The sequence below is a fragment of the Comamonas koreensis genome (assembly GCF_021026195.1).
Classification (GTDB): Bacteria; Pseudomonadota; Gammaproteobacteria; order Burkholderiales; family Burkholderiaceae_C; genus Comamonas; species Comamonas koreensis.
The window spans coordinates 1-22,577 of sequence record NZ_JAJNCT010000025.1; the positions used below are offsets into that span (position 1 = coordinate 1).

The window sequence follows — 22,577 nt, forward strand, 5'->3', positions numbered from 1 at the left end:
TCGCGCCGATGATAGTGCGGATTCCCGTGTGAAAGTAGGTCATCGTCAGGCTTTTATACTGATCAACCCCTCTGCTCCTCCGAGTAGAGGGGTTTTTCTTTTGGGCCGCTGCCCTAGCGCTGCCAGGCAGTGCATGCCGCATAATGGCTCATCCAGAACAACAAGCACAGACAAGGGGACCATGACACCGACTTATTCCATCGGGCAGCTGGCAGCAGAATTTGATCTGACGACCCGGGCCATCCGCTTTTACGAGGACATGGGCCTGCTGCACCCTGAGCGCACCGGCACCGGCGGCAAGCAGCGCGTGTACTCGGCCAAGGAGCGCACACGCCTGCGCCTGACCTTGCGTGCCAAGCGCCTGGGGCTCACCTTGCAGGAAGCCAAGGAAATCATCGACCTCTACGAGTCGCCGCGCGATACTGGTGTGCAGCTGAGCCGCTTTATCGAGGTGCTGACGGCGCATCGCCAGCGCCTGCAGACGCAGTTGGCAGATTTGCAGGCCAACTTGGCAGAAATTGATGAGCATATGCAGGAAGCCCATGCTTTGCTCTCAAAGCAGCCGTCAAAAAAATAATATATAGTTGACGTGAACGTAAACGTAATGATGCCGCTCTACCGCCTTGGCGTGCCGGCGGCATCTGGTGCGCCATATAGATAGGAGACAAGACCATGTCCGGATTACCAGGCCTGAATTTCCAGTTGGGTGAGGATATCGACGCCCTGCGCGACGCCGTGCGCGAGTTTGCGCAGGCCGAAATCGCGCCGCGTGCCGCCGAGATCGACCGCAATGACCAGTTTCCGATGGACCTGTGGCGCAAGTTTGGCGACCTGGGTGTGCTGGGCATCACAGTGTCCGAGCAATATGGCGGTGCCGACATGGGCTACCTGGCCCATATGGTGGCGATGGAGGAGATCTCCCGCGCCAGCGCCTCGGTGGGCCTGTCCTATGGCGCCCACAGCAACCTCTGCGTGAACCAGATCAACCGCAACGGCAATGAAGCCCAGAAGGCCAAGTACCTGCCCAAGCTGATCAGCGGTGAGCATGTGGGCGCGTTGGCGATGAGCGAGCCGGGCGCCGGCTCCGACGTCATCAGCATGAAGCTCAAGGCCGAGGACAAGGGCGGCTACTACCTGCTCAATGGCAACAAGATGTGGATCACCAATGGCCCGGATGCCGACACCCTGGTCGTGTATGCCAAGACCGAGCCGGAGATGGGCGCACGGGGCGTGACTGCCTTCCTGATCGAGAAGGGTATGCCCGGTTTTTCGATTGCGCAGAAGCTGGACAAGCTGGGCATGCGCGGCAGCCACACCGGCGAGCTGGTGTTCCAGAACGTTGAAGTGCCGGCCGAGAACGTGCTGGGCCAGGTCAATGGCGGCGCCAAGGTGCTGATGAGTGGTCTGGACTACGAACGCGCCGTGCTGACCGGTGGCCCGCTGGGCATCATGCAATCGGTGATGGACAACGTGGTGCCTTACATCCATGACCGCAAGCAGTTTGGCCAGAGCATTGGTGAGTTCCAGCTCATCCAGGGCAAGGTGGCCGATATGTACACCGTGCTGCAAGCAGGCCGCTCTTTTGCCTATACGGTCGCTAAAAACCTCGATCTGCTCGGAACAGACCATGTACGCCAGGTGCGCAAGGACTGTGCCAGCGTTATCCTCTGGTGCGCCGAGAAAGCCACCTGGATGGCCGGCGAAGGCGTGCAAATCTATGGAGGCAATGGGTATATCAATGAATATCCACTCGGCCGCCTCTGGAGAGATGCGAAACTCTATGAAATTGGCGCCGGCACCAGCGAGATTCGCCGCATGTTGATTGGGCGTGAGCTGTTCGCAGAGACCTGCTGACCGGCTGCGCTGCGCCATCCTGATACCCACACAACAAAGGATAGCCTTATGACTACGACCTCCATCAAAGACCTGTTTGACCACAACCGCTTGTGGGCAGAGCAGATGGAGCGTGACCGCCCCGGGTTCTTCACGGGCCTGATGTCGCAGCAGCACCCCAAGTACATGTGGATCGGTTGTTCGGACAGCCGTGTACCGGCCAACCAGATCACCGGCCTGGAGCCAGGTGAAGTGTTTGTGCACCGCAATGTGGCCAATGTGGTCGTGCCCAGCGATCTGAACTGCCTGTCCACCATCCAGTATTCGGTGGACCAGCTCAAGATCCAGGACCTGATGGTCGTGGGCCACTACGGCTGCGGCGGCGTGCTTGCGGCGCTTGAAGGCCTGCGCCTGGGCCTGGTCGACAACTGGACGCGCCACGTGCGCGATGTGCGCGACAAGCACCTGGACCTGCTGCAAAGCCTGCCGCCCCAGCACCGCCATGATGCGCTGTGCGAGCTCAATGCCATCGAGCAGGTGGTGAATGTGGCGCAAAGCACCATCTTGCAGGACGCCTGGACGCGCGGCCAGAAGGTGACCTTGCACGGCTGGTGCTACAGCCTCAAGAACGGCCTGATCACCGACCTGGAGATGACCGTTCCAGGCATTGGCGGGCTGTCCGAGGTCCACCAACGCGCCGTGGCCCTGGTGGCCGAGCGCAAGCGCGATTAAACCCGCCAGGCATCCCTGCGTCCAGGGCTGCCTTTTTTACAGCGCGAGCGGTCCCTGAGAGGCCTGCCGCACAAGACCCGAATTCAATCAGGAGACACCAGATGCATGATCCCGTCGTTATCGTTGGCGCAGCCCGTACCCCCATGGGTGCCTTCATGGGCGATTTTGCCGAGCTCTCGGCCAATGACCTGGGCGGCGCGGCCATCAAGGCAGCGGTGGAGCGCGCGGGTGTCGCCCCTGAAAAAGTGGAAGAGGTGCTGTTCGGCAACTGCCTGATGGCTGGCCAGGGCCAGGCCCCGGCGCGCCAGGCCCTGTTCAAGGGTGGTCTGCCCAAGAGCACCGGCGCTGTGACCCTGTCGAAGATGTGCGGCGCCGGCATGGAGGCCACCATCCTGGCCCATGACCAGCTGGTGGCCGGCAGCCGCGATGTGATGGTCGCCGGCGGCATGGAAAGCATGACCAATGCCCCCTACCTGCTCAAAAAGGGCCGTGGCGGCTACCGCATGGGCCATGACAAGGTGTTCGACCACATGATGCTCGATGGCCTGGAAGACGCCTATGAGCCCGGCCGCTCGATGGGGACCTTTGGCGAGGACTGTGCCGCCAAGTACCAGTTCAGCCGCGAGCAGCAGGACCAGTTCGCCATTGCCAGCGTGCAGCGCGCGCAGGCGGCGACCGCGTCCGGCGCTTTCAAGGCCGAGATCACGCCGGTGACCGTCTCCACCCGCAAGGGCGATGTCACCGTGAGCGAAGACGAAGGCCCCGGCAAGGCGCGTCTGGACAAGATCGCCGCGCTCAAGCCGGCGTTCAAGAAGGATGGCACGATCACGGCGGCGTCCAGCTCCAGCATCAACGATGGCGCAGCGGCCCTGGTGCTGATGCGCGAATCCACTGCCAAGGAGCTGGGCTGCAAGCCACTGGCCAAGATCGTGGCCCATGCCAGCTATGCGCAGGAGCCCGAGTGGTTCACCACCGCACCGATTGGCGCGACCGAGAAGGCGCTGAAAAAGGCCGGCTGGAAGGTCGAGGATGTGGACCTCTGGGAAATCAACGAAGCCTTTGCCGTGGTGCCGATGGCGCTGATGGCCGACATGAAGGTCTCGCACGACATCGTCAACGTCAACGGCGGCGCCTGTGCGCTGGGCCACCCCATTGGTGCCAGCGGTGCGCGCATCCTGGTGACCCTGCTGCACGCGCTGCAGGCCCGTGGCAAGCGCCGTGGCCTGGCCACCCTGTGCATCGGCGGAGGTGAGGCCACTGCGATGGCGATTGAAATCATGTAGTCTAGTCATCCTGACAGAGGAGAAACTATGACGAACGAATCGGTGGGCCCCGGCCCGGGGCAGCTGCAGGCAAAGGATATCGAGTCCTTCTGGCAGGAATTGGCCTACCAGGAGCGCCACCTGGCGCTGTTGCCCAACCAGGCCTTTGTGGTGCAGGCCAACGAGATGCTGGCCCGCATCGCCCCCGATTTGGCGCTGGAGCTGGAGCGCTCGGAAGGCAGTCTGTTTTCGCGCCTGGTGTTCAGCGCCCATGGCAATGTCGACCAGTTCGAGAACCTGATGGCGCTGGTGCGTGCGGCGCCCAGCCTGCCGGGCTACAAGGTGCAGGCCTTCCGCAACCGCAGCCCCATCAACGATTTCAGCATGGCGATGGAGGGACTGGAGCTCTCCTGCTCGGACGTGCTGGTGGCCCACTACGATGCCGGCGGCATCGTTGGCCTGGAGCTGGGTTTTGAGAAGATCATCGCCCCCGAGCAGCGCGAACTGGCCAAGCACATGGCCTTCATCATGCTCGACCATGTCCTGGGCGAATGGGACTTTGCGGTGCGGGTCGGCCCGGTCGATGTGGTCGATGCCTTCGCGCCCGAGGTTGCGGGTGTGGGCCCGCTGTCGGCCTTCCCTGCCGTGTTCGATGCCTTTTTGCGCGACAGCCTGGGGCGCAGCTACCGCTTCCCCACGGCCGACGATGACCGCTGGAAAATGCTGGAGGCACGCCGCCGTGATGCGCCCGCCGATGCCGTGCCCGATCTGCTGGGCCTGCGCCTGTCGGCCAATGCGGTGGCCACGCGCGCCGATCTGCCTTACTGCCTCCAATGGACCTTGGCGTTTGAGGACGGCGAGACCCTGGACCAGGCACGTGATGCACAGGAAGGCTTGCAGGCGGCGCTGGAGCGCATGGAAAACGGCATTCTGGCTTATACCCGTATCGAAGGCATGCGCGAGCGCACTGCCTGCTACTACGTCGACGACGCTGCAGCCGCCCGCCAAAGCCTGCAGCAGCAGGCGGTGGCCCAGCCCGGGCGCGTCGACGTGTCTTTTGATCCCTCCTGGGATGCGTATCTGGCCGTCTATGCAGCCGCAGGCGCTGCGGCGGCCGATGCAGAACATGGTGACCCGGAGGCTGCATGATCGAATCTACCGAGCAACTGCGCGCGCTGTACGCCCAGCCCGCCGAGCGCGCGCTGGCCAAACAGCTCGACCACCTCGATGTGCATTGCCAGCGCTTTATCGCGCTGTCGCCGCTGTGCGTGGTGGCCACGGCCGGCCAAGCTTACGAGATGCTCGATGCCTCGCCCCGGGGCGGCCCGCCAGGATTTGTCAAATGCCAGGGCGCGCAGCACCTGCTGCTGCCCGATGCCGGGGGCAATAACCGGCTCGATTCGCTCAGCAACTTGCTGACCGATGCCCGTATCGCGCTGTTGTTCCTGCTGCCTGGCGTGGACGAGACCTTGCGCGTCAACGGCACCGCAAAGCTGCGCGATGAGGCCCGCTTCATCGATGTGTTCGATGGCGAACGCCAACGGCCCAAGCTGGTGATCGAGATCGAGGTGCGCGAAGCCTATCTGCACTGCGCCAAGGCTTTGATGCGCTCGCGTCTGTGGCAGGCCGAGGCACAGATCGCGCGCAGCACCCTGCCCACGCTCAACCAGATGATCCATGACCAGATGGGCTCAAGCGCGGCGCCCGAGCCGCAGGCGGACATGGTGGCGCGCTACCAGCAGCAAATTCTGCAAGAGCAGGGACAGTGACGACAACCGCCGAGGAGGGCGTAGGAATGGCTGTGATTTTGGTGATTGGCGCCTCGCGCGGCATCGGCCTGGAGCTGGTGCGGGAATATGTGCAGGCAGGTTGGACGGTGCTGGCCACCGTGCGTGATAGCGAGGCCCAGGCGCGGCTGCAGGCGCTGGGCGCGCGGGCTTTTCTGGTCGATGTACTGAAGCCGGAGAGCGTGACCGCGCTGGCGACGGCGTTGGCGGGCCAGCAGATCGACTTGGCGATGTATGTGGCCGGTGTGATCCGCCGGCCCAATGCCCGCACGGTGCCGACCCAGGCCGATTTTGATGCGGTGATGCACACCAATGTGCTGGGCGCCATGCAACTGCTGCCGCAGATCGGCCCGATAGTCGAGGCCAGCGGCGGCGTGTTTGCCTTTATCTCGTCGTCGATGTCACAGATCGAAGGTGTGGATGACAGCTATTCCTGGCTGTACAGGGTCAGCAAGACGGCGCTGAACATGGCGGTGGCCTCCGCCCAGCATGACTACCCCGGCGCGCGCCTGATCACCTTGGACCCGGGCTGGGTGCAGACCGACATGGGCGGGAATGAAGCGCCGCTGACCGTGCAGCAAAGCGTCAGCGGCATGCGCCAGACCCTGGCCTCGGTCAGCGATGCGGACAAGGGGCGCCTGCTGCACCACGATGGCCGCCGCGCCAAGCACTGGTAAGCCCGCCAAGCAGACAGCGACAGAACGAGAAAATCCGGAGACAACCGATGCTTTTGAACGACGACCAGACGATGATCCGCGACGCGGTGCGTGAATTTGCCCAGGCCGAGCTGTGGCCGCACGCCGCGCAGTGGGACCGCGACCATGTGTTCCCCAAGGCAGCCCACCAGGGCCTGGCCCAGCTGGGTGCCTACGGCATCTGCGTGCCCGATGCGCTCGGTGGCGCAGGGCTGGATTACATCAGCCTGGCCTTGGTGCTGGAAGAAATTGCCGCTGGCGACGGCGGCACCAGCACCGCCATCAGCGTGACCAACTGCCCCGTCAATGCCATCCTGATGCGCTACGGCAGCGATGCGCAGAAAAAGCAATGGCTGGCACCATTGGCAAAGGGCGAGATGCTGGGCGCCTTCTGCCTGACCGAGCCCCATGTCGGCTCGGACGCCAGCGCGCTGCGCACCACCGCCAGCAAACAGGGCGATGCCTATGTGATCAATGGCGTCAAGCAGTTCATCACCAGCGGCAAGAACGGCCAGGTGGCGATCGTGATTGCGGTGACCGACAAGGGCGCCGGCAAAAAGGGCATGAGCGCCTTCATCGTGCCCACCGACAACCCGGGCTACCAGGTCGCGCGGCTGGAGGACAAGCTCGGCCAGCACAGCAGCGATACCGCGCAGATCAATTTTGAGAACTGCGTGGTGCCGGCCGAGAACCTGATCGGCGCCGAAGGCGAGGGCTACAAGATTGCGCTGGGCGCGCTCGAAGGCGGGCGCATCGGCATTGCCGCGCAGAGCGTGGGCATGGCGCGCAGCGCCTTTGACGTGGCCGTGCAGTACGCCAAGGAGCGCGAGAGCTTTGGCACGCCCATCATCAACCATCAGGCCGTCGGCTTTCGCCTGGCCGAATGCGCGACGCAGATCGAGGCGGCCCGCCAGCTGATCTGGCATGCCGCCAGCCTGCGCGATGCCGGCCAGCCATGCCTGAAGGAAGCCGCCATGGCCAAGCTGTTTGCCAGCGAGATGGCCGAGCGCGTCTGCAGCGCCGCCATCCAGACCTTGGGCGGCTATGGCGTCGTCAATGATTTTCCGGTGGAGCGCATCTACCGCGATGTGCGGGTCTGCCAGATCTACGAAGGCACCAGCGATGTGCAGAAGATTCTGATCACCCGCGCGCTGGCTTGAGGGCCTTTGCAGGCGTACTAAAAACAAACCCGGCGCTGCCGGGTTTGTTGATTTGAACAGGCTCTTAAAGCGCCAGGCGCCGGCCGTCGGCAAACACCATCAGCTCGCCGGGTTGGAAAGCTGTCCACTGCTCGTTGGTGGTCAGTGGCGCTGTCACTACTACGGCCACCCGGTCCTGCGGTGTGGTGCAGGTGGCAAAGTCGATGCTCAGGTCCTCATCGCTCAGCTGTGCCTGCGAGAAGGGATGCGCGCGCTCGGTGTAGCAGAGGAAGGTGTTGGCATGGGCCCAGAGCGCATCGCCGTTGGAGAGCAGAAAGTTGAAGGTGCCATGGGGCGCAATCTGCGCCGCCAGCTCGCGCAGGGTGTGGGTCAGTTCGGCAATGCTGGGCGTGCCGGCATGGGATTTCCACAGCTCCTGCATCAGCCAGCAAAACACATGCTCGCTGTCGGTATCGCCCACCGGGTGAAAGTGGCTGTGCAGGCGCGGGCGGAAGTCCTTGAGATCGCCATTGTGGGCAAACACCCAGTTCTTGCCCCAGAGCTCGCGCACAAAGGGGTGGCAGTTTTGCAGCATCACTTGGCCCTGGGTGGCCTTGCGGATATGCGCAATCACATTGCGGCTGTGGATGGGGTAGCGCCGCACCAGCTCGGCCACCGGCGACTGGACGGCCGGCTGGTGGTCCACCAGCAGGCGCAGGCCGCCTTCTTCAAAGAAGGCGATGCCCCAGCCATCGCTGTGGTGGTCGGTATTGCCGGCCCGCTGCGAAAAGCCGCTGAAGCTGAAGTTGATGTCGGTGGGGGTGTTGCAGTTCATCCCCAGCAGTTGGCACATGGCAAAAACTCTTTGGAAACCGTTGGATGGCCCAGTGTAGACCATTCGCCAGCTGCTCAGGGCTTGGCGCCCGCACGCGGCTGCAGCTGGCGGGCAGCGATGCCCGCGAGCACGCAGACCACGGCCAGCATCAAAAAAGTGTCGCGAAAACCCGCCACCCGCTCGGCCAGCGCAATGTCGATGGCGGGCGACTGGTTGGCGTAGAAGGCCACGCGCCACTCCAGAAAGATGCCGCAGAGGCTCACCCCGGCGGCGCCGCCGAGCATGCGCAGAAAGCTGAAGCTGCTCGACCCCTGTGAGATCAGGCTTTTGTCCAGCGAGCGCATGCTGCCCAGGGTCAGCGACGGCAGGATGAAGCCCAGGCCAACCCGGCCCAGCACCGTGTAGCCGACCAGCAGCCACAGCGACGAGCCAGGCTGCAGCACACCGGTCAGCACAAAGGACAGCGCCAGCAGCGAGAGGCCGCCGATCACCAGCCAGTGCACAGGAGTGCGGTCGGCCATGCGGCCGGCCAGCGCGATGACGCCGCCCAGCACCAGGCCGGCGGGCAGCATCGTGGTACCCACGACCGACGCCGAATAAGACAGCCCCAGCTGCATGAAAACCGGCAGCAGGTAGGTGGAGCCAAACAAGGCCACGCCGTAGATGAAGGCCACGATGCAGCCGGCTGCAAAAGGCTTGCTGGCAAACAGGCGCAGGTCCATCAGCGGCTTGCCGCCCTGGGCCAGCAGGCGCCGCTGCCAGCCAATGAAGGCGGGCAGGCAGACCAGCGCAATCGCCAGCAGCACGGCGCTTTGCTGCCAGCCGCTGCCATGCAGGGCCACCAGGCCATTGAGCAGGCAGACCGTGCCGGTGGTGGCAATGGCCAGGCCCAACCAATCCAGGCTGTTGCCATGGCGGTCGGCGGCGGCACCGCCCGGCGCACTGACCGGCACAAACTTCAGCCCCAGCCAGACCGAGGCCAGGCACAGCGGCACCACCATGAAGAACACCGAGCGCCAGCCCATCCAGTCGACCAGCAGGCCGCCCACGCTGGGGCCAATGGCCGGCGCCAGCACGATGCCCATACCAAACAGGCCGTTGGCGCGGCCCTGCTCATGGGCGGCAAAGGCATGCAGGATGATGATGGCTGGAATTGGCTGGATCACGCCGGCCGCCAGGCCTTCGACCACGCGCGCCACCAGCACCAGGTTGTAGTCGCTGCTGAAGCCCCCGCCAATGCCGCCCAGCATCAGCAGCAGCACGGCGCCCAGGTAGGTGTTGCGGTAGCCGTAGCGCGACAGCAGCCAGGGCGTGGTCAGCATCGCCACCGTGGTGGCCACCATGAAGGACGAGGTCACCCATTGCGCGCGCGACTGGCCGAGCTGGAAGTGCAGGCTCATCGCCGGGATGGCGACATTGAAGATGGTCGAGGAGATGATCGAGGCCATCGTGCCCACCATGACGCTGAACAGCAGGTACCAGCGAAAGCGGTCCCCATAGAGGCTGCGCAGATCCTGGGAGGTGTGGTGTCGTATCTGCATGGCGTGGGCTGAGCGGATGGGCGCGTGTGGCGGGGGCCTGGTGGGGTGCCTGCAAGCAGGCGGGCCCCGGGCGTTTGATGATGATCCTGGCGCTGGCGCTTGTCAGTCACCCCGGTTGGGGCGGGCGCCGGGATCGGGCTCCGCGCGGCCACAAGCCGGGCAGATACAGCGCTGGCCGCGCTCGGCAGGGGCCAGGCGCTGCAAGGCCTTGGGGTCGATATCGGCGGTTATGCACCAGCACTGGGCAGCAGGCAGGCCCTGGGCCACGGCACAGCCGTTGCGCTGGCCGCACAAGGGGCATTGCTGCGCCCAGGTGCTGCTGTCCGTGCGGGTGGCAGGCATCATGGCGTGCCCGTGGGCACCGGGGTGGGGGCGGCGGCTGGCGCAGGGCGTGGGGGCGGCAGTGCGTCTTCGGGCCGGGCGGTCAGGCTGCCGGCCAGCAGCTCGGGCAGGCGGTCCACCCCCATGCGGAAGCCGCAGGCCTGGGCATGGCCGCCGCCGCCCATGCTTTCGGCCAGCGGGATGCAGTTGAAATCCGAGCGCGAGCGCAGGCCGCATTTGGCGCCCTTGGGGCTGGCGCTCCACATCAGCGCAAAGGTGCCGCTCTGCTTGGCCAAGATGTCGCCGACCTGGCTGTGGAACATGCCCGGGGCGTTGACCATCAGACCGGCCACGCCATTGAACACCAGCGGCTGTGCGCCTTCGGCGATGTCGCTGCAGAGCTTGAGGTATTTCTCGTCCATCGCGCCGCCACGGGCCATGAAGGCGCTCAGCTGCTCGGGGCTGAAGGCCGCAATCTCGGCCCAGCGCTCAAAGCTGCGCGGCTCCATGTCCAGCGCGGCCAGAAAGGCACCGCTCTCGGGGTACTGCCAGCGCCAGATGTCGCGGTCTTCGATGTGCAGCACCAGCGCGGGGATGGGGTCCTTGGGGAAGAAGAACTCCCAGGCCAGGCGTGCGCCGGACTTGTTCATGTCGAAATGCACGACGCCGCAGGTGCATTGGTAGCCATTGAGCTTCTCGGCCGCGCTCTTGTGGTGGTCCAGCAGCACCAGCTTGTGCGCCTGGGCTTCGATGGCCGCCAGCAGCTCGGGGCCAAAGGCAAAGTCCAGGATGTAGATCGTGCGGCCGGCCAGCGGGCCCAGGTCGTCCACGGTCTGGATTTCGCCATGGTCCAGGCCGCGAAACTCTGCGTTGCCGGAGAAGAACAGCCAGGCCGCCAGCGCCGCGCCATAGCCATCGGGGCAGTTGCGGCCGTGGTAGAGGATCAGGGGCTGGGGATCGTTGATGTCGGCTTTTACCGGCAGAGAAAGGTCGGGCAGAAGTTTCATCCTGCCATTTTCCGCCAAGCGCAGTACCTGAGGGTGGCCAGGTACTGCGCAGACGCGTGTCAGACGCTTAGGCCAGCGTATAGGCGGTCTTCACCGTGGTGTAGAACTCCTGCGCATAGCGGCCTTGCTCGCGCGGGCCGTAGCTCGATCCCTTGCGGCCACCAAACGGCACATGGTAGTCCACGCCGGCGGTGGGCAGGTTCACCATCACCATGCCGGCCTGGGCATGGCGCTTGAAGTGGCTGGCGTACTTCAGGCTGGTGGTGGCAATGCCGGCAGACAGGCCAAAGGCGGTGTCGTTGGCAACGGCCAGCGCCTCTTCATAGTCCTGCACGCGGATGACGCTGGCGACGGGGCCGAACACCTCTTCGCGGTTGATGCGCATCTGGGGTGTGCTGTCCACCAGCAAGGCTGGCTGCATGAAAAAGCCTTCCTTGCCGCTGCCGGTATGGCAGGCAATGCGGCTGCCACCTGTTGCCAGCACGGCGCCTTCGGCCTTGGCGATTTCCACATAGCTCAGGTCCTGCTCCAGCTGGGCCTGGCTCACGACGGGGCCGATATCGGTGCCGGCGGCGCGCGCATCGCCCACCTTGATCTTGGCCATGCGCTCTTGCAGCGCCTGCACAAAGGCGGGGTAGATCTTGTCGGTGACGATCAGGCGGCTCGATGCGGTGCAGCGCTGGCCAGTCGAGTAAAAGCAGCTCTGGGCTGACAGCTCCACGGCCTGGGCCAGGTCGGCATCGTCCAGCACCACCTGCGGGTTCTTGCCACCCATCTCCAGCTGCACCTTCTTGCCCGATTTGACGCAGGCCTCGGCAATGCCCCGGCCCACACCGACCGAGCCGGTAAAGCTGATCGCAGCCACATCGGGGTGCTGCACCAAAGCATCGCCAATGATGCGGCCCCGGCCCATCACCAGATTGAAGACGCCAGCGGGGATGCCGCTGCGGTGGATGATGTCGGCCAGCGCCCAGGCGCTGCCGGGCACCAGGTCGGCGGGCTTGATCACCACGCAGTTGCCAAAGGCCAGCGCGGGTGCAATCTTCCAGGCCGGAATGGCGATGGGGAAGTTCCAGGGCGTGATCAGGCCGACCACACCGATGGGCTCGCGCGTGATTTCCACGCCAATGCCGGGGCGCACCGAAGGCAGGCTCTCACCGGCCAGGCGCAGGCATTCGCCGGCAAAGAACTTGAAGATCTGGCCGGCGCGGGCCACCTCGCCAATCGCCTCGGGCCGGGTCTTGCCCTCTTCGCGGGCCAGCAGGTCGCCCAGCTCTTCCTTGCGTGCCAGGATTTCGTTGCCGATCTTGTCCAGCGCATCATGGCGCGCCTGGATGCCCGACACGCTCCAGGCCGGGAAGGCGGCCGTGGCCGCCGCCACTGCGGCATCCACGTCGCTGGCATCGCCTTGGGCGTACTGGCCGATCACATCGGACAGGTCGCTGGGGTTGGTGTTGGGAGAGGTGGTCTTGCCGGGTGTCCAGCTGCCGTTGATAAGGTTGTTGTGTGTCGTCATGGGCTTGCCAGGCGGTTGGGGCCTGGTCTCAAGAAATGGGTGGATGGTTCGGTCGTCGTCAAAACGTTATCAGGCAGCGCGGGCCTGTGCCGCAGCCTGGGACCAGGGCACTTCCTGCAGCGGCTGGCCGTGGTCGATCAGGCTGCGCAGGTTGGCCAGCACCAGATCGGCCATCGCGCGGCGCGTCTCCTGCGTACCGCTGGCGATATGCGGTGCCAGCACCACGTTGTCCTGCTGCAGCAGGCCGGGCAGGGGGCGGGGCTCGTCCTCGAACACATCAAGGCCGGCGCCGGCAATGCGCTGGTGTAGCAGCGCGTCCAGCAGCGCCGCTTCATCGACCACGCTGCCGCGCGCGACATTGATCAAAAAGCCCTGCGGGCCCAGCGCTTGCAGCACTTTGGCATCGACCAGGTGGCGGGTGTCGTCGCCACCGGCGGCGGTGATGACCAGAAAATCGCACCACTCGGCCAGCTCCTGCAGCGATGCCATGTAGCGGTGCGGCGAATCGCTGACCGGGCGGCGGTTGTGGTAGGCCACCTCCATGTCAAAACCGCTGGCGCGGCGCGCCACTTGGCGGCCAATGCGGCCCATGCCCAGAATGCCCAGGCGCTTGCCCGAGGCGCGGGTGTAGACGCCAAAGCGCTCGCTGGGCCAGAGGCCGGCGCGCACAAAGCGGTCGGCCGCTGCCAGGCGGCGGGCGCTGTCCAGCAGCAGCGCAAAGGCCATGTCGGCCACGCAGTCGTCCAGCACGCCGGGGGTGTAGCCCACGCGGGCGGATTGGGCCAGGATGGCCTGCTGGTCCAGCGCATCAAAGCCGACGCCAAAACTGCTGATGCCGCGCAGCGCCGGCAAGGCCTGGATCACCGAGGCCGATGCGCCCATGCTGGCCGAGGTGACCAGGTAGGCAAACTCCGAACCATGGGCAGCCAGGAACTGCTGCGGGTCCGCTTGTGCGCTCAGCACGGTGGTATCGAATTCCTGGGCCAGATCGGCATCAAGCGCGGGCAGCGGCATCTTGCCCATTTGCAGCACGCGCGGGCGTTGGGTAGCAGTCATGTGTGGAGGGGGCTTTCAACGGAAAGAGCCCGGCACCATCCGCAGCACAGCGCTGCGGGGGGTTACCGGGCCAGGAGGTCAACGCAGATCAGGCTTCAACCTTCTTGATCAGCGCTGCCAGCATATCGACTTCCTCGGGCTTGAGGTCGGCCAGCGGTGCGCGCACCGGACCGGCATCGTGGCCCACCAGCTTGGCGCCGGCCTTGATGATGGACACGGCGTAGCCAGCGCTGCGGTTGCGGATCTTCAGGTAAGGCATGAAGAAGTCCTTGAGCAGCTGGTGCTGGGTGGCGTGGTCATCGGTGCGCACGGCTTCGTAGAAGCGGATCGCGGTCTTGGGGATGAAGTTGAACACGGCGGACGAGTACACCGGCGTGCCCAGCGCCTTGTAGGCAGCGGCATAGACTTCGGCGGTGGGCAGGCCACCCAGGTAGGCCAGGCGGTCACCCATGGTCAGGTACATGGCTGACATGGCTTCGATGTCGCCCACGCCGTCCTTGAAACCCACCAGGTTGGGGTTGCGTTCGCAGAGCTTGGCAACGGTCTCGGGGGTGAAGCGGCTCACGCCACGGTTGTAGATGATGACGCCGAACTTCACGCTCTTGCAGACGGCTTCGACGTGGGCGGCCAGGCCTTCCTGGCTGGCTTCGGTCATGTAATGGGGCATCAGCAGGATGCCGTGGGCGCCAGCGGCTTCCGCAGCCTGTGCGCACTGGATCGCAAAGCGGGTCGGGCCGCCTGCACCGGCAATGATCGGCACCTTGCCCTTGCAGGTGTCCACGGCGGTCTTGATGATGGCGGGGTATTCCTCGGCGGTCAGCGAGAAGAACTCACCGGTGCCGCCGGCGGCGAACAGCGCGCTGGCGCCGTAGGGGGCCAACCATTCCAGGCGCTCGGCATAGCCCTTGGCGTTGAAGTTGCCTTGTGCATCGAAGTCGGTAACGGGGAAGGACAGCAGTCCGGAACTCATCACGCTTTTCACATCCTGGGGGCTCATGGTGCTCATATCAAACTTTCAAAAAAAACGAGGGCTAATGCAACAGTGCCAAATCTGCGCGGCTCAATCGAGCTGCAGGTTGGCGGTTTGGACGACCGTGCGCCAGCGCTGGCGTTCGGCCTTGAAAAATTGGTCGGTCTCGACCGGCGTCATCGTGACCACCTCGGCGCCCTGGCCGGTCAGGCGCGAGCGCACCTCGGGCGAGCGGATGGCGGTCAGCAAAGCCTGGTTGACCTTCTGAATGATGGCTTCGGGGGTCTTGGCTGGCAGTACCACGCCTTGCCAGGTGCCCGAGGCAAAGCCGGCTGCGCCTTGTTCGGCCAGGGTCGGCACATCGGCGATCAGCGGCATGCGGGTGTTCTTGGAAATGCCCAGCAGCTTCAACTTGCCGCTTTGCACATGGGGGTAGGTGGCCAGCATGCCGTTCATCAGCACCTGGGTCTGGCCGGCCACGGTGTCCTGCACCGATTGCACGCCGCCCTTGTAGGGCACATAGACCCACTTGGCGCCCGTCAGCCGGGCCAGTTCCACACCGGCCAGGTGCGGCGCGCTGCCGGTGGCCGTGACGGCAAAGTTCAGGTCCTGCTTTTTAGATAGCGCCACCAGCTCTTGCAGGTTGTTGGCCTGCACCGAGGGGTGCACCACCAGCATGTGCGGCGAGTAGGCCAGCATGGCGGCGCCACGCAGGTCCTTGCTCGGGTCAAAGCTGAGCTTGGTATAGATGGATGGCGAGATCGCCAGCGCACCCAGGTCACAGAGCAGCCAGGTGTAGCCATCGGGCTGGGCGCGGGCCACAAACTCGGCCCCCAGGTTGCCGTTGGCACCGGGCTTGTTGTCGATCACCACCGTCTGCTTGAGCTCTTGCGAGATCAGCTGGCCAATCGAGCGGGCGATGATGTCCGAGCTGCCGCCGGGTGGGTAGGGAACGATCAGCCGGATCGGCTTGCTCGGCCAGGCATCGGCCGCCAACAGCGGAGTCGATAACAAGCTACCGGCAGCCAGGGCCAGCGCTGAATAGATCAGGTGCGAACGGCGATGCATATGTCTCTGTCTCCTTTTTAGATATAAGACATCATACAACTTAAAACATAGATCGCCAAGGTTTGGTGGACTAGGGGAAACGCTTGGCTGGGGGATGGGGGTGGGGATTCAGACCGCTTTGCGCGGCCTCGGTTCGAGTGCTGGCGCGGGCCTGTTGCTGTGTTTTGGCGGGCTGGCTGGCTCAGCTGCTGAGGGGCTGGGTTATAGCGCAACAGCCCGGGGCGGGGCCGTTGCGTGTGTGGTTTAGCGTTCGCTGCCCGGCGCGCCGGCTGCTTGCTGTTCCTGGGCCAGGCGCTGGGCCAGGCGCAGGCGTTCGCGCGAGTTGGTCAGGTGGATGCGCATGGCTGCGCGGGCCGAGTCGGCATCCTGGCGCTCGATCGCAGAGAAGATTTCTTCATGCTCGCGGTTCACGCGCTTGAGGTAGTCCGGGTCGCGCGTGGGGATGTGGATCGAGGCAATCCGGTTGCGCGGAATCAGCATCGAGCCGAAGTGCTGCAGGATCTCCTGGAAGTAGCGGTTGCCGGTGGCCTTGGCGATGCTGAGGTGAAAGTCCAGGTCATGGCTCACGGTCTCGCGGCCCAGTGCAAAGTTCTGCTCAAAGGCCTGCAGGGCAGTGCGCATCGCGCGCAGATGCGGCTCCTGGCGCCGGGTGGCGGCCAGGCCGGCGGCCTCGGTCTCCAGGCTGATGCGCAGCTCCAGCACGGCGAGCACATCGACCGATTCACTCAACTCATGGGCACTCAGCACCATGCCCGGCGTGCTGCGCGCGGGCAGCACAAAGGTGCCGATGCCGTGCTTGGTCTCCACCAAACCGGAGGCCTGCAGCTTGGACAGCGCCTCGCGCACCACGGTGCGGCTCACGTCATAGCTGCGCACCAGTTCGGTCTCGGTGGGCAGCTTGTCACCCTCTTGCAACAGGCCCTGGCGGATCTTGTTTTCAAACTCTTCCGACAGCAGATTGGCCAGGCTGCGGCTGCCTTTGGCGGCACGGCTGCCGCGCAGGCTGGCGGCCGAGTCCGATGCCATCGATGGGGATGCGGCTAATTCCGAAGGGCTTTTAAGCATGGCTGTGGTCCGGCAGAACAAGGGTCTGGCCGTTGGCTTGTGCGGCACGGCAACCGTGGCAAATGGCATCCGGGGTGGATGCCATTGACGGGGATGCGGGTAATTCCGAGGGGCTTTTGGGCATAGCTGTGATCATAATTCAGCCTTGTCATCAGACAACACATGACTGATGCCTTGTTGTAACCTACTTTCCCATCATGCTCAAGCTTTTCTCGAAAACCACCGTATGTGCCGTCACCCTGCTGGCTGCTTCCCTGGCGCAAGCGCAGACCCCCAGCACCCTGGAGAAGATCAAGCAAAGCGGTGCGATCACCATCGGTGCACGCGACATGTCCGTGCCCTTCAGCTACAAGGTCAACGGCAACGCGGATCCCATCGGCATGATCAACGACATCTGCCTGAAGGTGGCCGAGGCAGCACAAAAGGCCGCTGGCCTGCCCAAGCTTGAGATCAAGTACCTGATCACCACGCCCACCAGCCGCATTCCGCTGATCCAGAACAACACCGTCGATCTGGACTGCACGCCGGTGACCAACACCATCGCGCGCCAGGAGCAGGTCTCCTTCTCGCCCAGCTACTTCTCGGCCAACGTGACCCTGGCGGTGCGCAAGGATTCGCCAGTCAAGGGCATTGCCGATCTGCAAAACCGCAATGTGGCCACCGTCACTGGCACCACCTCGATCCAGCTGCTGCGCGCCTACAAGAAGGCCCAGAACGTGAAGTTCAACGAGGTCTATGGCAAGGACCCGTCCGAAGCCTTTGTGATGTTCGAATCGGGCAAGGCCGATGCCTTTGTGCTCGATGACGTGCAACTGGCCAGCTTTATCGCCACCTCGCCCCAGCGCGACCAGTACGTGATCCTGAACGAGCCACTGCGCACCGAGCCCTATGGCGTGATGCTGCGCAAGGACGACCCCGCCTTCAAGAAGCTGGTCGATGACACCGTCTACGCGATGATCAAGTCCGGCGAGATGGAAGCGCTCTACCAAAAGTGGTTCATGGCCACGATCCCTCCGCGCAACGTGAACATCAACTTCCCGCTCAGCGATTCGACCAAGGCGCTCTACGCCAACCCCAATGACAAGGGCATCTAAGAGAAACTGAGCGATTGCGAATTTATGTTGAAGCTAAGTCAAAAAGTCGAGAGCCTGCCATCGTCGCCCAGCATGGCGATTTCCTCGCAGGCCAAGAAGATGAAGTCCGAAGGCATCGATGTCATCGACCTGAGCATTGGTGAGCCCGATTTCAATACGCCCGAGCACATCATCGATGCGGCGATGGCGGCGGCCAAGGCCGGGGCCACCAAGTACACCGTGCCCGCCGGCAACGAGAGCCTGCGCAAGGCGATTGCGCAGAAGTTCAAGCAGGACAATGAGCTCGACTACACCGTGGCCGAGATCACCACCGGCGTCGGCGCCAAGCAGCTGATCTTCAATGCCTTCATGGCAACCCTGGAGAGCGGCGATGAGGTCGTGGTACCCACGCCTTGCTGGGTGTCCTATGGCGACATCGTGGCCCTGCATGGCGGCGTGCCGGTCTATGTGCCTTGCTCCGAGGCGGTGGGCTTCAAGCTGACGCCCGAGGCCCTGCGCCAGAGCATCACGGCCAAGACGCGCTGGTTGATCATCAACAGCCCCGGCAACCCCACCGGCGCGGTCTACAGCCGTGCCGAGCTGGAAGCGCTGGGCGAGGTGCTCCAGGACTTCCCCGAGGTGCTGGTCATGTCCGATGAGATCTACGAGCACATCATCCTGACCGGTGTGCCCTTTGTCTCGTTCGCCCAGGCCTGTCCTTATCTGAAGGACCGCATGCTGATCATCAACGGCGTCTCCAAGTCCTACGCAATGACCGGCTGGCGCCTTGGCTATGCGGCAGGCCCCGAGAAGCTGATCGGCGGCATGAACAAGCTCGAATCGCAAAGCTGCACCAGCGCCACCTCGGTGGCGCAGGCCGCAGCGCAAGCGGCGCTGCTGGGCGACCAGGACTGCGTGCGCCAGGCGCGCCAGACCTTTGTCGACCGGCTGGCGACCATCCGCAGCGAGCTGGCCATCGTGCCTGAGCTGACCCTGTCGTCGGTGCCTGATGGCGCCTTCTACCTGTTCCTCGGATGCCAGAGCCTGATCGGCCGCCGCACGGCTGAAGGCAAGGTGCTGGACAGCGATGCTGCCGTGTCGGGCTTCCTGCTCAACGCCGCCAAGGTGGCGACCGTGCCGGGCGCTGCCTTTGGCATGTCGCCTTATGTTCGTCTGTCGTTCGCCACCGACCCTGCGCTGGTGGTGAAGGCCCTGAAGAACATCCGTTCTGCCATCGACGGCCTGGCACAAGGCTGAGCAACCAAGGCGCTTTTCATAAGCGCCTTTTTTTATGAAAAAGGAGCAGCAGATGCAGGCACAAACTCCCCCGCTGCAACGCTTGCTGTTGACCGGCGCCGCCGGCGGCCTGGGCCAGGTGCTGCGCCAGCGCCTGCGTGGCCTGGCGCCCGTCTTGCGCGTGTCCGACATCGCCGGCATGGGCGCGCCGCAGGATGCCCGAGAGGAAGTCAACACCTGCGACCTGGCCGACAAGCAGGCGGTGGATGCGATGGTGGCCGGTTGCGACGCCATCGTGCACCTGGGCGGTGTGTCGGTGGAGCGGCCTTTTGAAGAGGTGCTGGAGGCCAATATCAAAGGCATCTTCCACCTCTACGAGGCCGCACGCCGCCATGGCGTGAAGCGCATTGTGTTTGCCAGCTCCAACCATGTGATCGGCTTTTACCAGCAGAGCGAAAAGATCGACGCCAACGCGCGCCGCCGCCCGGATGGCTACTACGGTCTGTCCAAATCCTTTGGCGAAGACATGGCGAGTTTCTACTTTGACCGCTATGGCATCGAGACGGTGAGCATCCGCATTGGCTCGTCCTTCCCCGAGCCCAAGGACCGGCGCATGATGCACAGCTGGCTGAGCTATGACGACCTGGTGCAGCTGGTGGAGAAAAGCCTGTTCACCCCGAACGTTGGCCATACCGTCGTCTACGGCGCATCGGCCAACCGCGACCTGTGGTGGGACAACCATGCCGCGGCCCACCTGGGCTTTGTGCCCAAGGACAGCTCCGAGCCCTGGCGCGCCAAGGTGGAGGCGCAACCTGCGCCCGCCGCCAACGACCCGGTCGCCGTCTACCAGGGTGGTGCCTTCACCGCCCAGGGCCCCTTTGGCGATACGCCGGAGCAGCCTGCATGACAGCCGCCGAGCTGGTCCTCGATGCCCGCAACGCCACCGGCGAAAGCCCCGTGTGGCGTGCGCAGGAGGCTGCGCTGTACTGGGCCGACATACCGCGCGGCCTGCTGCAGCGCTGGCAGCCCGGGCAAGGCAAGGCCAGGCAATGGCAGCTGCCGCAGATGCTGGCCTGCATGGCCGCCTGGCAGGGTGAGCCGCAGCGCTGGATTGCAGGTTTGGAGGATGGCATTTATCAAGTGACGCTGGGCGATGGAGGGGCCCACACCCAGCCGCTGGCCACTGTTGACCACGCCATGCCTGGCATGCGCTTCAACGACGGCCGCTGCGACCGCCAGGGCCGCTTTGTGGCGGGCAGCATGCTGATGGATATGGCGGCCGCGCAGCCGGTGGGCAAGCTCTACCGCTTGGGGGCCGATGACCTGGCGGCAGGACGCGCGCAGGACCTGCAGCTGGGCCCGCTGATCACGCCCAACGGCCTGGCCTTCAGCCCCGATGGCCGGACCATGTACCTGTCGGATTCGCACCCGCGCAGCCAGCAGATCTGGGCTTTTGACTACGACACCGACAGCGGCACGCCCCGCAACCGCCGCCTGTTTGTCGATATGACGGGCCTGCCGGGCCGGCCCGATGGCGCGGCTATCGATGCCGAGGGCTGTTACTGGATCTGCGGCAATGACGCCGGCCTGGTGCACCGCTTCCGGCCCGATGGGCAGCTGGACCGCTCGCTGCCGCTGCCGGTCAAAAAGCCGGCCATGTGCGCCTTTGGCGGCCCGGGTCTGGATGTGCTCTATGTCACATCGATACGGCCCGAGGGCATCGATCTGTCGGACCAGCCGCTGGCCGGTGGCCTGTTTGCGCTGCGCCCCGGCGTATCAGGAATGGAGGAGACGGAATTTCGGCCCCTGTAAACAGGCGAGGTGTGTGTGACCCAGAGACCCGGAAACCATCCGGGCATGTTCCCCAACCACAGAGATAACGAGGTAGACAAATGCGACTTTCCACTATCAGTGCAGCACTGGCTGCCGGTCTGCTGGCGCTCAGCGCGCAGGCCACCGAATTTCGTTCATCGGATATCCACCCAGACGACTACCCGACCGTGCAGGCGGTGAAGTTCATGGGCGAGCGCCTCAAGGCGCTGTCAGGCGGCAAGCACAGCATCCGCGTCTACCCGAACGGGGCGCTGGGGGGCGAGAAGGAAACCATCGAGCAGGCCAAGATTGGTGCGCTGGCGATGGTGCGGGTCAATGTGGGCGCGATGAACAATGTCTGCAACGAGACCGTGGTGCCCACGATGCCCTTTCTGTTCCGCTCGGTGGAACATATGCACAAGGTGCTCGATGGCCCTGTGGGCGAGGAGATCCTCAAAGCCTGTGAGAAGCAGGGCTTTGTCGGCCTGGGCTTTTACGACAGCGGCGCGCGCTCGATGTTCACCGCCAAGCGGCCGGTCAAGAGCCTGGCCGACATGAAGGGCATGAAGGTGCGCGTGCAGCAGTCCGATCTCTGGGTGAGCATGCTCGAAGCCATGGGCGCCAATGCCACACCGATGCCGATGGGCGAGGTCTACACCGGGCTGAAGACCGGCCTGATTGACGCCGCCGAAAACAACTACCCGACCTTCGAGAGCTCGCGCTCGTTTGAAGTCGCCAAGTACTTCAGCAAGACCGAACACTCGATGGCGCCGGAGATTCTGCTGTTCTCCAAACGGACCTTCGACAAGCTCTCGCCCGAGGAGCAGGGCTGGGTGCGCCAGGCTGCCAAGGAGTCGGTGCCCTATATGCGCAAGCAGTGGGCCGAGCGCGAGGCCAAGTCGCTCGAGGTCGTGAAGGCAGGCGGTGCCGAGATCATCGAGGTGGACAAGGCCCCGTTCCAGGCGGCGATGCGGCCGGTGTACGACAAGTTCATCACCGATGCCAAGCTGAAGGACCTGGTCAAGCGCGCGCAAGACACGCCTTGATCCGACGCTGATCCCACGCCAATGCCAGTGCCCGCCGGGTGCTGGCTCCTTGCAACCATCGCCCGGAGGCTGTGCGCCCCGGGCTGCTCGGGCACCACGATGTTTACCAAGATTTGCAGCGCCTTGTCGCGCTTGTGCATGTGGCTGGGTATTGCCGGCCTGATGCTGCTGATTGCTGCCGTCAGCTGGCAGGTGTTTGGCCGCTATGTGCTCAACAACACGCCGACCTGGGCCGAGAGCCTGTCGCTGTTGCTGGTGCTCTACGTGACCATGTTCGGCGTGGCGGTCGGCGTGCGCGACAGCAGCCATATCGGGCTGGAATCGCTGCTGGTGCTGGCGCCGGACTGGCTGCGCACCAAGATGGAGTTTCTGATCCATGCGCTGATCCTGCTGTTTGGCGCGACCATGGCCTATGGCTGCGCATCGCTGGCCGAATCGGTCTGGGACTACCGCCTGCCGACCTTGGGCGTGTCCGAAGGCTGGAAATACGTGCCCGCCATCATTGCCGGCAGCCTGATCGTGCTGTTTTCCATCGAACACCTGATCGCACTCGCGCAAGGCCGCGAAGTGCAGCCCAACTAGG

At 64.4% G+C, this 22,577-nt stretch carries 23 protein-coding genes; 14 read left to right on the forward strand and 9 right to left on the reverse strand.

What is annotated here, in order from left to right:
- Positions 1-181 precede the first annotated feature (181 nt).
- The 8 genes from LPW39_RS17885 to LPW39_RS17920 all read left to right on the forward strand — a co-directional run bounded on the left by LPW39_RS17885 (position 182) and on the right by LPW39_RS17920 (position 7,469).
- Positions 182-577, forward strand: a complete 396-nt coding sequence (locus LPW39_RS17885) for a MerR family transcriptional regulator (RefSeq protein ID WP_230778370.1) — start codon at positions 182-184, stop codon at positions 575-577.
- 95 nt (positions 578-672) lie between these two features.
- Positions 673-1,854: an isovaleryl-CoA dehydrogenase gene (locus LPW39_RS17890; RefSeq protein WP_021024982.1), complete on the forward strand. Its 1,182-nt coding sequence runs from the start codon at positions 673-675 to the stop codon at positions 1,852-1,854.
- 48 nt (positions 1,855-1,902) lie between these two features.
- On the forward strand, positions 1,903-2,565 hold the full coding sequence (can, locus tag LPW39_RS17895; protein ID WP_230778373.1) for a carbonate dehydratase: 663 nt from the start codon (positions 1,903-1,905) through the stop codon (positions 2,563-2,565).
- A gap of 101 nt (positions 2,566-2,666) precedes the next feature.
- Positions 2,667-3,848 carry an acetyl-CoA C-acyltransferase gene (locus tag LPW39_RS17900; RefSeq protein ID WP_230778376.1) on the forward strand — a complete coding sequence of 394 codons (1,182 nt, stop codon included), beginning with the start codon at positions 2,667-2,669 and terminating at the stop codon, positions 3,846-3,848.
- Positions 3,849-3,875: 27 nt separating this feature from the next.
- Positions 3,876-4,976, forward strand: coding sequence for a hypothetical protein (locus LPW39_RS17905; protein WP_230778378.1), 1,101 nt, complete (start codon positions 3,876-3,878; stop codon positions 4,974-4,976).
- The gene (locus tag LPW39_RS17910) at positions 4,973-5,596 is read left to right on the forward strand and encodes an MSMEG_1061 family FMN-dependent PPOX-type flavoprotein (protein ID WP_230778380.1); all 624 of its coding nucleotides are present in this window, start codon (positions 4,973-4,975) and stop codon (positions 5,594-5,596) included. Before LPW39_RS17905 ends, LPW39_RS17910 begins: the two co-directional genes overlap by 4 nt.
- 26 nt (positions 5,597-5,622) lie before the next feature.
- Entirely contained in the window at positions 5,623-6,291 is a 669-nt protein-coding gene (locus LPW39_RS17915; RefSeq protein WP_230778382.1) for an SDR family oxidoreductase, read from the forward strand.
- Positions 6,292-6,338: 47 nt separating this feature from the next.
- The gene (locus LPW39_RS17920; RefSeq protein ID WP_230778384.1) at positions 6,339-7,469 is read left to right on the forward strand and encodes an acyl-CoA dehydrogenase family protein; all 1,131 of its coding nucleotides are present in this window, start codon (positions 6,339-6,341) and stop codon (positions 7,467-7,469) included.
- Positions 7,470-7,533: 64 nt separating this feature from the next.
- Here the strand turns inward: LPW39_RS17920 and LPW39_RS17925 are convergent, their stop codons facing one another.
- From LPW39_RS17925 to LPW39_RS17965, 9 genes are all read right to left on the reverse strand, one after another.
- Positions 7,534-8,301 (reverse strand): class II glutamine amidotransferase, encoded by a 768-nt coding sequence (locus LPW39_RS17925; RefSeq protein ID WP_230778386.1) that lies wholly within the window; start codon positions 8,299-8,301, stop codon positions 7,534-7,536.
- A 56-nt stretch (positions 8,302-8,357) separates the two neighbouring features.
- The gene (locus tag LPW39_RS17930) at positions 8,358-9,824 is read right to left on the reverse strand and encodes a DHA2 family efflux MFS transporter permease subunit (RefSeq protein WP_230778388.1); all 1,467 of its coding nucleotides are present in this window, start codon (positions 9,822-9,824) and stop codon (positions 8,358-8,360) included.
- A gap of 102 nt (positions 9,825-9,926) precedes the next feature.
- Positions 9,927-10,169 carry a cysteine-rich CWC family protein gene (locus LPW39_RS17935; RefSeq protein WP_330166622.1) on the reverse strand — a complete coding sequence of 81 codons (243 nt, stop codon included), beginning with the start codon at positions 10,167-10,169 and terminating at the stop codon, positions 9,927-9,929.
- Positions 10,166-11,152: a DHH family phosphoesterase gene (locus tag LPW39_RS17940; protein WP_230778391.1), complete on the reverse strand. Its 987-nt coding sequence runs from the start codon at positions 11,150-11,152 to the stop codon at positions 10,166-10,168. The genes LPW39_RS17935 and LPW39_RS17940 overlap by 4 nt, the downstream gene beginning before the upstream one ends.
- A gap of 67 nt (positions 11,153-11,219) precedes the next feature.
- Positions 11,220-12,668, reverse strand: a complete 1,449-nt coding sequence (locus LPW39_RS17945) for an aldehyde dehydrogenase family protein (RefSeq protein WP_230778394.1) — start codon at positions 12,666-12,668, stop codon at positions 11,220-11,222.
- Positions 12,669-12,737: 69 nt separating this feature from the next.
- Positions 12,738-13,724, reverse strand: coding sequence for a 2-hydroxyacid dehydrogenase (locus tag LPW39_RS17950; RefSeq protein ID WP_230778396.1), 987 nt, complete (start codon positions 13,722-13,724; stop codon positions 12,738-12,740).
- Between the two features lie 88 nt (positions 13,725-13,812).
- Positions 13,813-14,721 (reverse strand): 5-dehydro-4-deoxyglucarate dehydratase, encoded by a 909-nt coding sequence (kdgD, locus tag LPW39_RS17955; RefSeq protein ID WP_230778734.1) that lies wholly within the window; start codon positions 14,719-14,721, stop codon positions 13,813-13,815.
- Between the two features lie 63 nt (positions 14,722-14,784).
- A complete protein-coding gene (locus tag LPW39_RS17960) occupies positions 14,785-15,762 on the reverse strand; it encodes a Bug family tripartite tricarboxylate transporter substrate binding protein (protein ID WP_133855934.1) in 978 nt (325 codons plus the stop codon).
- A 243-nt stretch (positions 15,763-16,005) separates the two neighbouring features.
- Complete coding sequence (locus LPW39_RS17965) at positions 16,006-16,788, reverse strand: FadR/GntR family transcriptional regulator (protein ID WP_230778737.1); 783 nt, start codon at positions 16,786-16,788, stop codon at positions 16,006-16,008.
- A 236-nt stretch (positions 16,789-17,024) separates the two neighbouring features.
- On the opposite strand from LPW39_RS17965, the gene LPW39_RS17970 reads away from it, so the two are divergent.
- The 6 genes from LPW39_RS17970 to LPW39_RS17995 all read left to right on the forward strand — a co-directional run bounded on the left by LPW39_RS17970 (position 17,025) and on the right by LPW39_RS17995 (position 22,576).
- The gene (locus LPW39_RS17970) at positions 17,025-17,921 is read left to right on the forward strand and encodes an amino acid ABC transporter substrate-binding protein (RefSeq protein WP_230778398.1); all 897 of its coding nucleotides are present in this window, start codon (positions 17,025-17,027) and stop codon (positions 17,919-17,921) included.
- A gap of 24 nt (positions 17,922-17,945) precedes the next feature.
- The gene (locus LPW39_RS17975) at positions 17,946-19,157 is read left to right on the forward strand and encodes a pyridoxal phosphate-dependent aminotransferase (protein ID WP_230778400.1); all 1,212 of its coding nucleotides are present in this window, start codon (positions 17,946-17,948) and stop codon (positions 19,155-19,157) included.
- Positions 19,158-19,209: 52 nt separating this feature from the next.
- The gene (locus LPW39_RS17980; RefSeq protein ID WP_230778401.1) at positions 19,210-20,043 is read left to right on the forward strand and encodes an NAD-dependent epimerase/dehydratase family protein; all 834 of its coding nucleotides are present in this window, start codon (positions 19,210-19,212) and stop codon (positions 20,041-20,043) included.
- Positions 20,040-20,948, forward strand: a complete 909-nt coding sequence (locus LPW39_RS17985) for an SMP-30/gluconolactonase/LRE family protein (RefSeq protein WP_230778404.1) — start codon at positions 20,040-20,042, stop codon at positions 20,946-20,948. Before LPW39_RS17980 ends, LPW39_RS17985 begins: the two co-directional genes overlap by 4 nt.
- An 80-nt stretch (positions 20,949-21,028) precedes the next feature.
- A complete protein-coding gene (locus LPW39_RS17990; RefSeq protein ID WP_230778406.1) occupies positions 21,029-21,994 on the forward strand; it encodes a TRAP transporter substrate-binding protein in 966 nt (321 codons plus the stop codon).
- Positions 21,995-22,093: 99 nt separating this feature from the next.
- The gene (locus tag LPW39_RS17995) at positions 22,094-22,576 is read left to right on the forward strand and encodes a TRAP transporter small permease (RefSeq protein ID WP_230778408.1); all 483 of its coding nucleotides are present in this window, start codon (positions 22,094-22,096) and stop codon (positions 22,574-22,576) included.
- Position 22,577 lies beyond the last annotated feature (1 nt).

Bases quoted from the DNA above. Each gene is read 5' to 3' on its own strand.
- LPW39_RS17885 (WP_230778370.1), top strand. From the start codon at position 182: ATGACACCGACTTATTCCATCGGGCAGCTGGCAGCAGAATTTGATCTG.
- LPW39_RS17890 (WP_021024982.1), top strand. From the start codon at position 673: ATGTCCGGATTACCAGGCCTGAATTTCCAGTTGGGTGAGGATATCGAC.
- can (WP_230778373.1), top strand. From the start codon at position 1,903: ATGACTACGACCTCCATCAAAGACCTGTTTGACCACAACCGCTTGTGG.
- LPW39_RS17900 (WP_230778376.1), top strand. From the start codon at position 2,667: ATGCATGATCCCGTCGTTATCGTTGGCGCAGCCCGTACCCCCATGGGT.
- LPW39_RS17905 (WP_230778378.1), top strand. From the start codon at position 3,876: ATGACGAACGAATCGGTGGGCCCCGGCCCGGGGCAGCTGCAGGCAAAG.
- LPW39_RS17910 (WP_230778380.1), top strand. From the start codon at position 4,973: ATGATCGAATCTACCGAGCAACTGCGCGCGCTGTACGCCCAGCCCGCC.
- LPW39_RS17915 (WP_230778382.1), top strand. From the start codon at position 5,623: ATGGCTGTGATTTTGGTGATTGGCGCCTCGCGCGGCATCGGCCTGGAG.
- LPW39_RS17920 (WP_230778384.1), top strand. From the start codon at position 6,339: ATGCTTTTGAACGACGACCAGACGATGATCCGCGACGCGGTGCGTGAA.
- LPW39_RS17925 (WP_230778386.1), bottom strand. From the start codon at position 8,301: ATGTGCCAACTGCTGGGGATGAACTGCAACACCCCCACCGACATCAAC.
- LPW39_RS17930 (WP_230778388.1), bottom strand. From the start codon at position 9,824: ATGCAGATACGACACCACACCTCCCAGGATCTGCGCAGCCTCTATGGG.
- LPW39_RS17935 (WP_330166622.1), bottom strand. From the start codon at position 10,169: ATGATGCCTGCCACCCGCACGGACAGCAGCACCTGGGCGCAGCAATGC.
- LPW39_RS17940 (WP_230778391.1), bottom strand. From the start codon at position 11,152: ATGAAACTTCTGCCCGACCTTTCTCTGCCGGTAAAAGCCGACATCAAC.
- LPW39_RS17945 (WP_230778394.1), bottom strand. From the start codon at position 12,668: ATGACGACACACAACAACCTTATCAACGGCAGCTGGACACCCGGCAAG.
- LPW39_RS17950 (WP_230778396.1), bottom strand. From the start codon at position 13,724: ATGACTGCTACCCAACGCCCGCGCGTGCTGCAAATGGGCAAGATGCCG.
- kdgD (WP_230778734.1), bottom strand. From the start codon at position 14,721: ATGAGCCCCCAGGATGTGAAAAGCGTGATGAGTTCCGGACTGCTGTCC.
- LPW39_RS17960 (WP_133855934.1), bottom strand. From the start codon at position 15,762: ATGCATCGCCGTTCGCACCTGATCTATTCAGCGCTGGCCCTGGCTGCC.
- LPW39_RS17965 (WP_230778737.1), bottom strand. From the start codon at position 16,788: ATGGCATCGGACTCGGCCGCCAGCCTGCGCGGCAGCCGTGCCGCCAAA.
- LPW39_RS17970 (WP_230778398.1), top strand. From the start codon at position 17,025: ATGCTCAAGCTTTTCTCGAAAACCACCGTATGTGCCGTCACCCTGCTG.
- LPW39_RS17975 (WP_230778400.1), top strand. From the start codon at position 17,946: ATGTTGAAGCTAAGTCAAAAAGTCGAGAGCCTGCCATCGTCGCCCAGC.
- LPW39_RS17980 (WP_230778401.1), top strand. From the start codon at position 19,210: ATGCAGGCACAAACTCCCCCGCTGCAACGCTTGCTGTTGACCGGCGCC.
- LPW39_RS17985 (WP_230778404.1), top strand. From the start codon at position 20,040: ATGACAGCCGCCGAGCTGGTCCTCGATGCCCGCAACGCCACCGGCGAA.
- LPW39_RS17990 (WP_230778406.1), top strand. From the start codon at position 21,029: ATGCGACTTTCCACTATCAGTGCAGCACTGGCTGCCGGTCTGCTGGCG.
- LPW39_RS17995 (WP_230778408.1), top strand. From the start codon at position 22,094: ATGTTTACCAAGATTTGCAGCGCCTTGTCGCGCTTGTGCATGTGGCTG.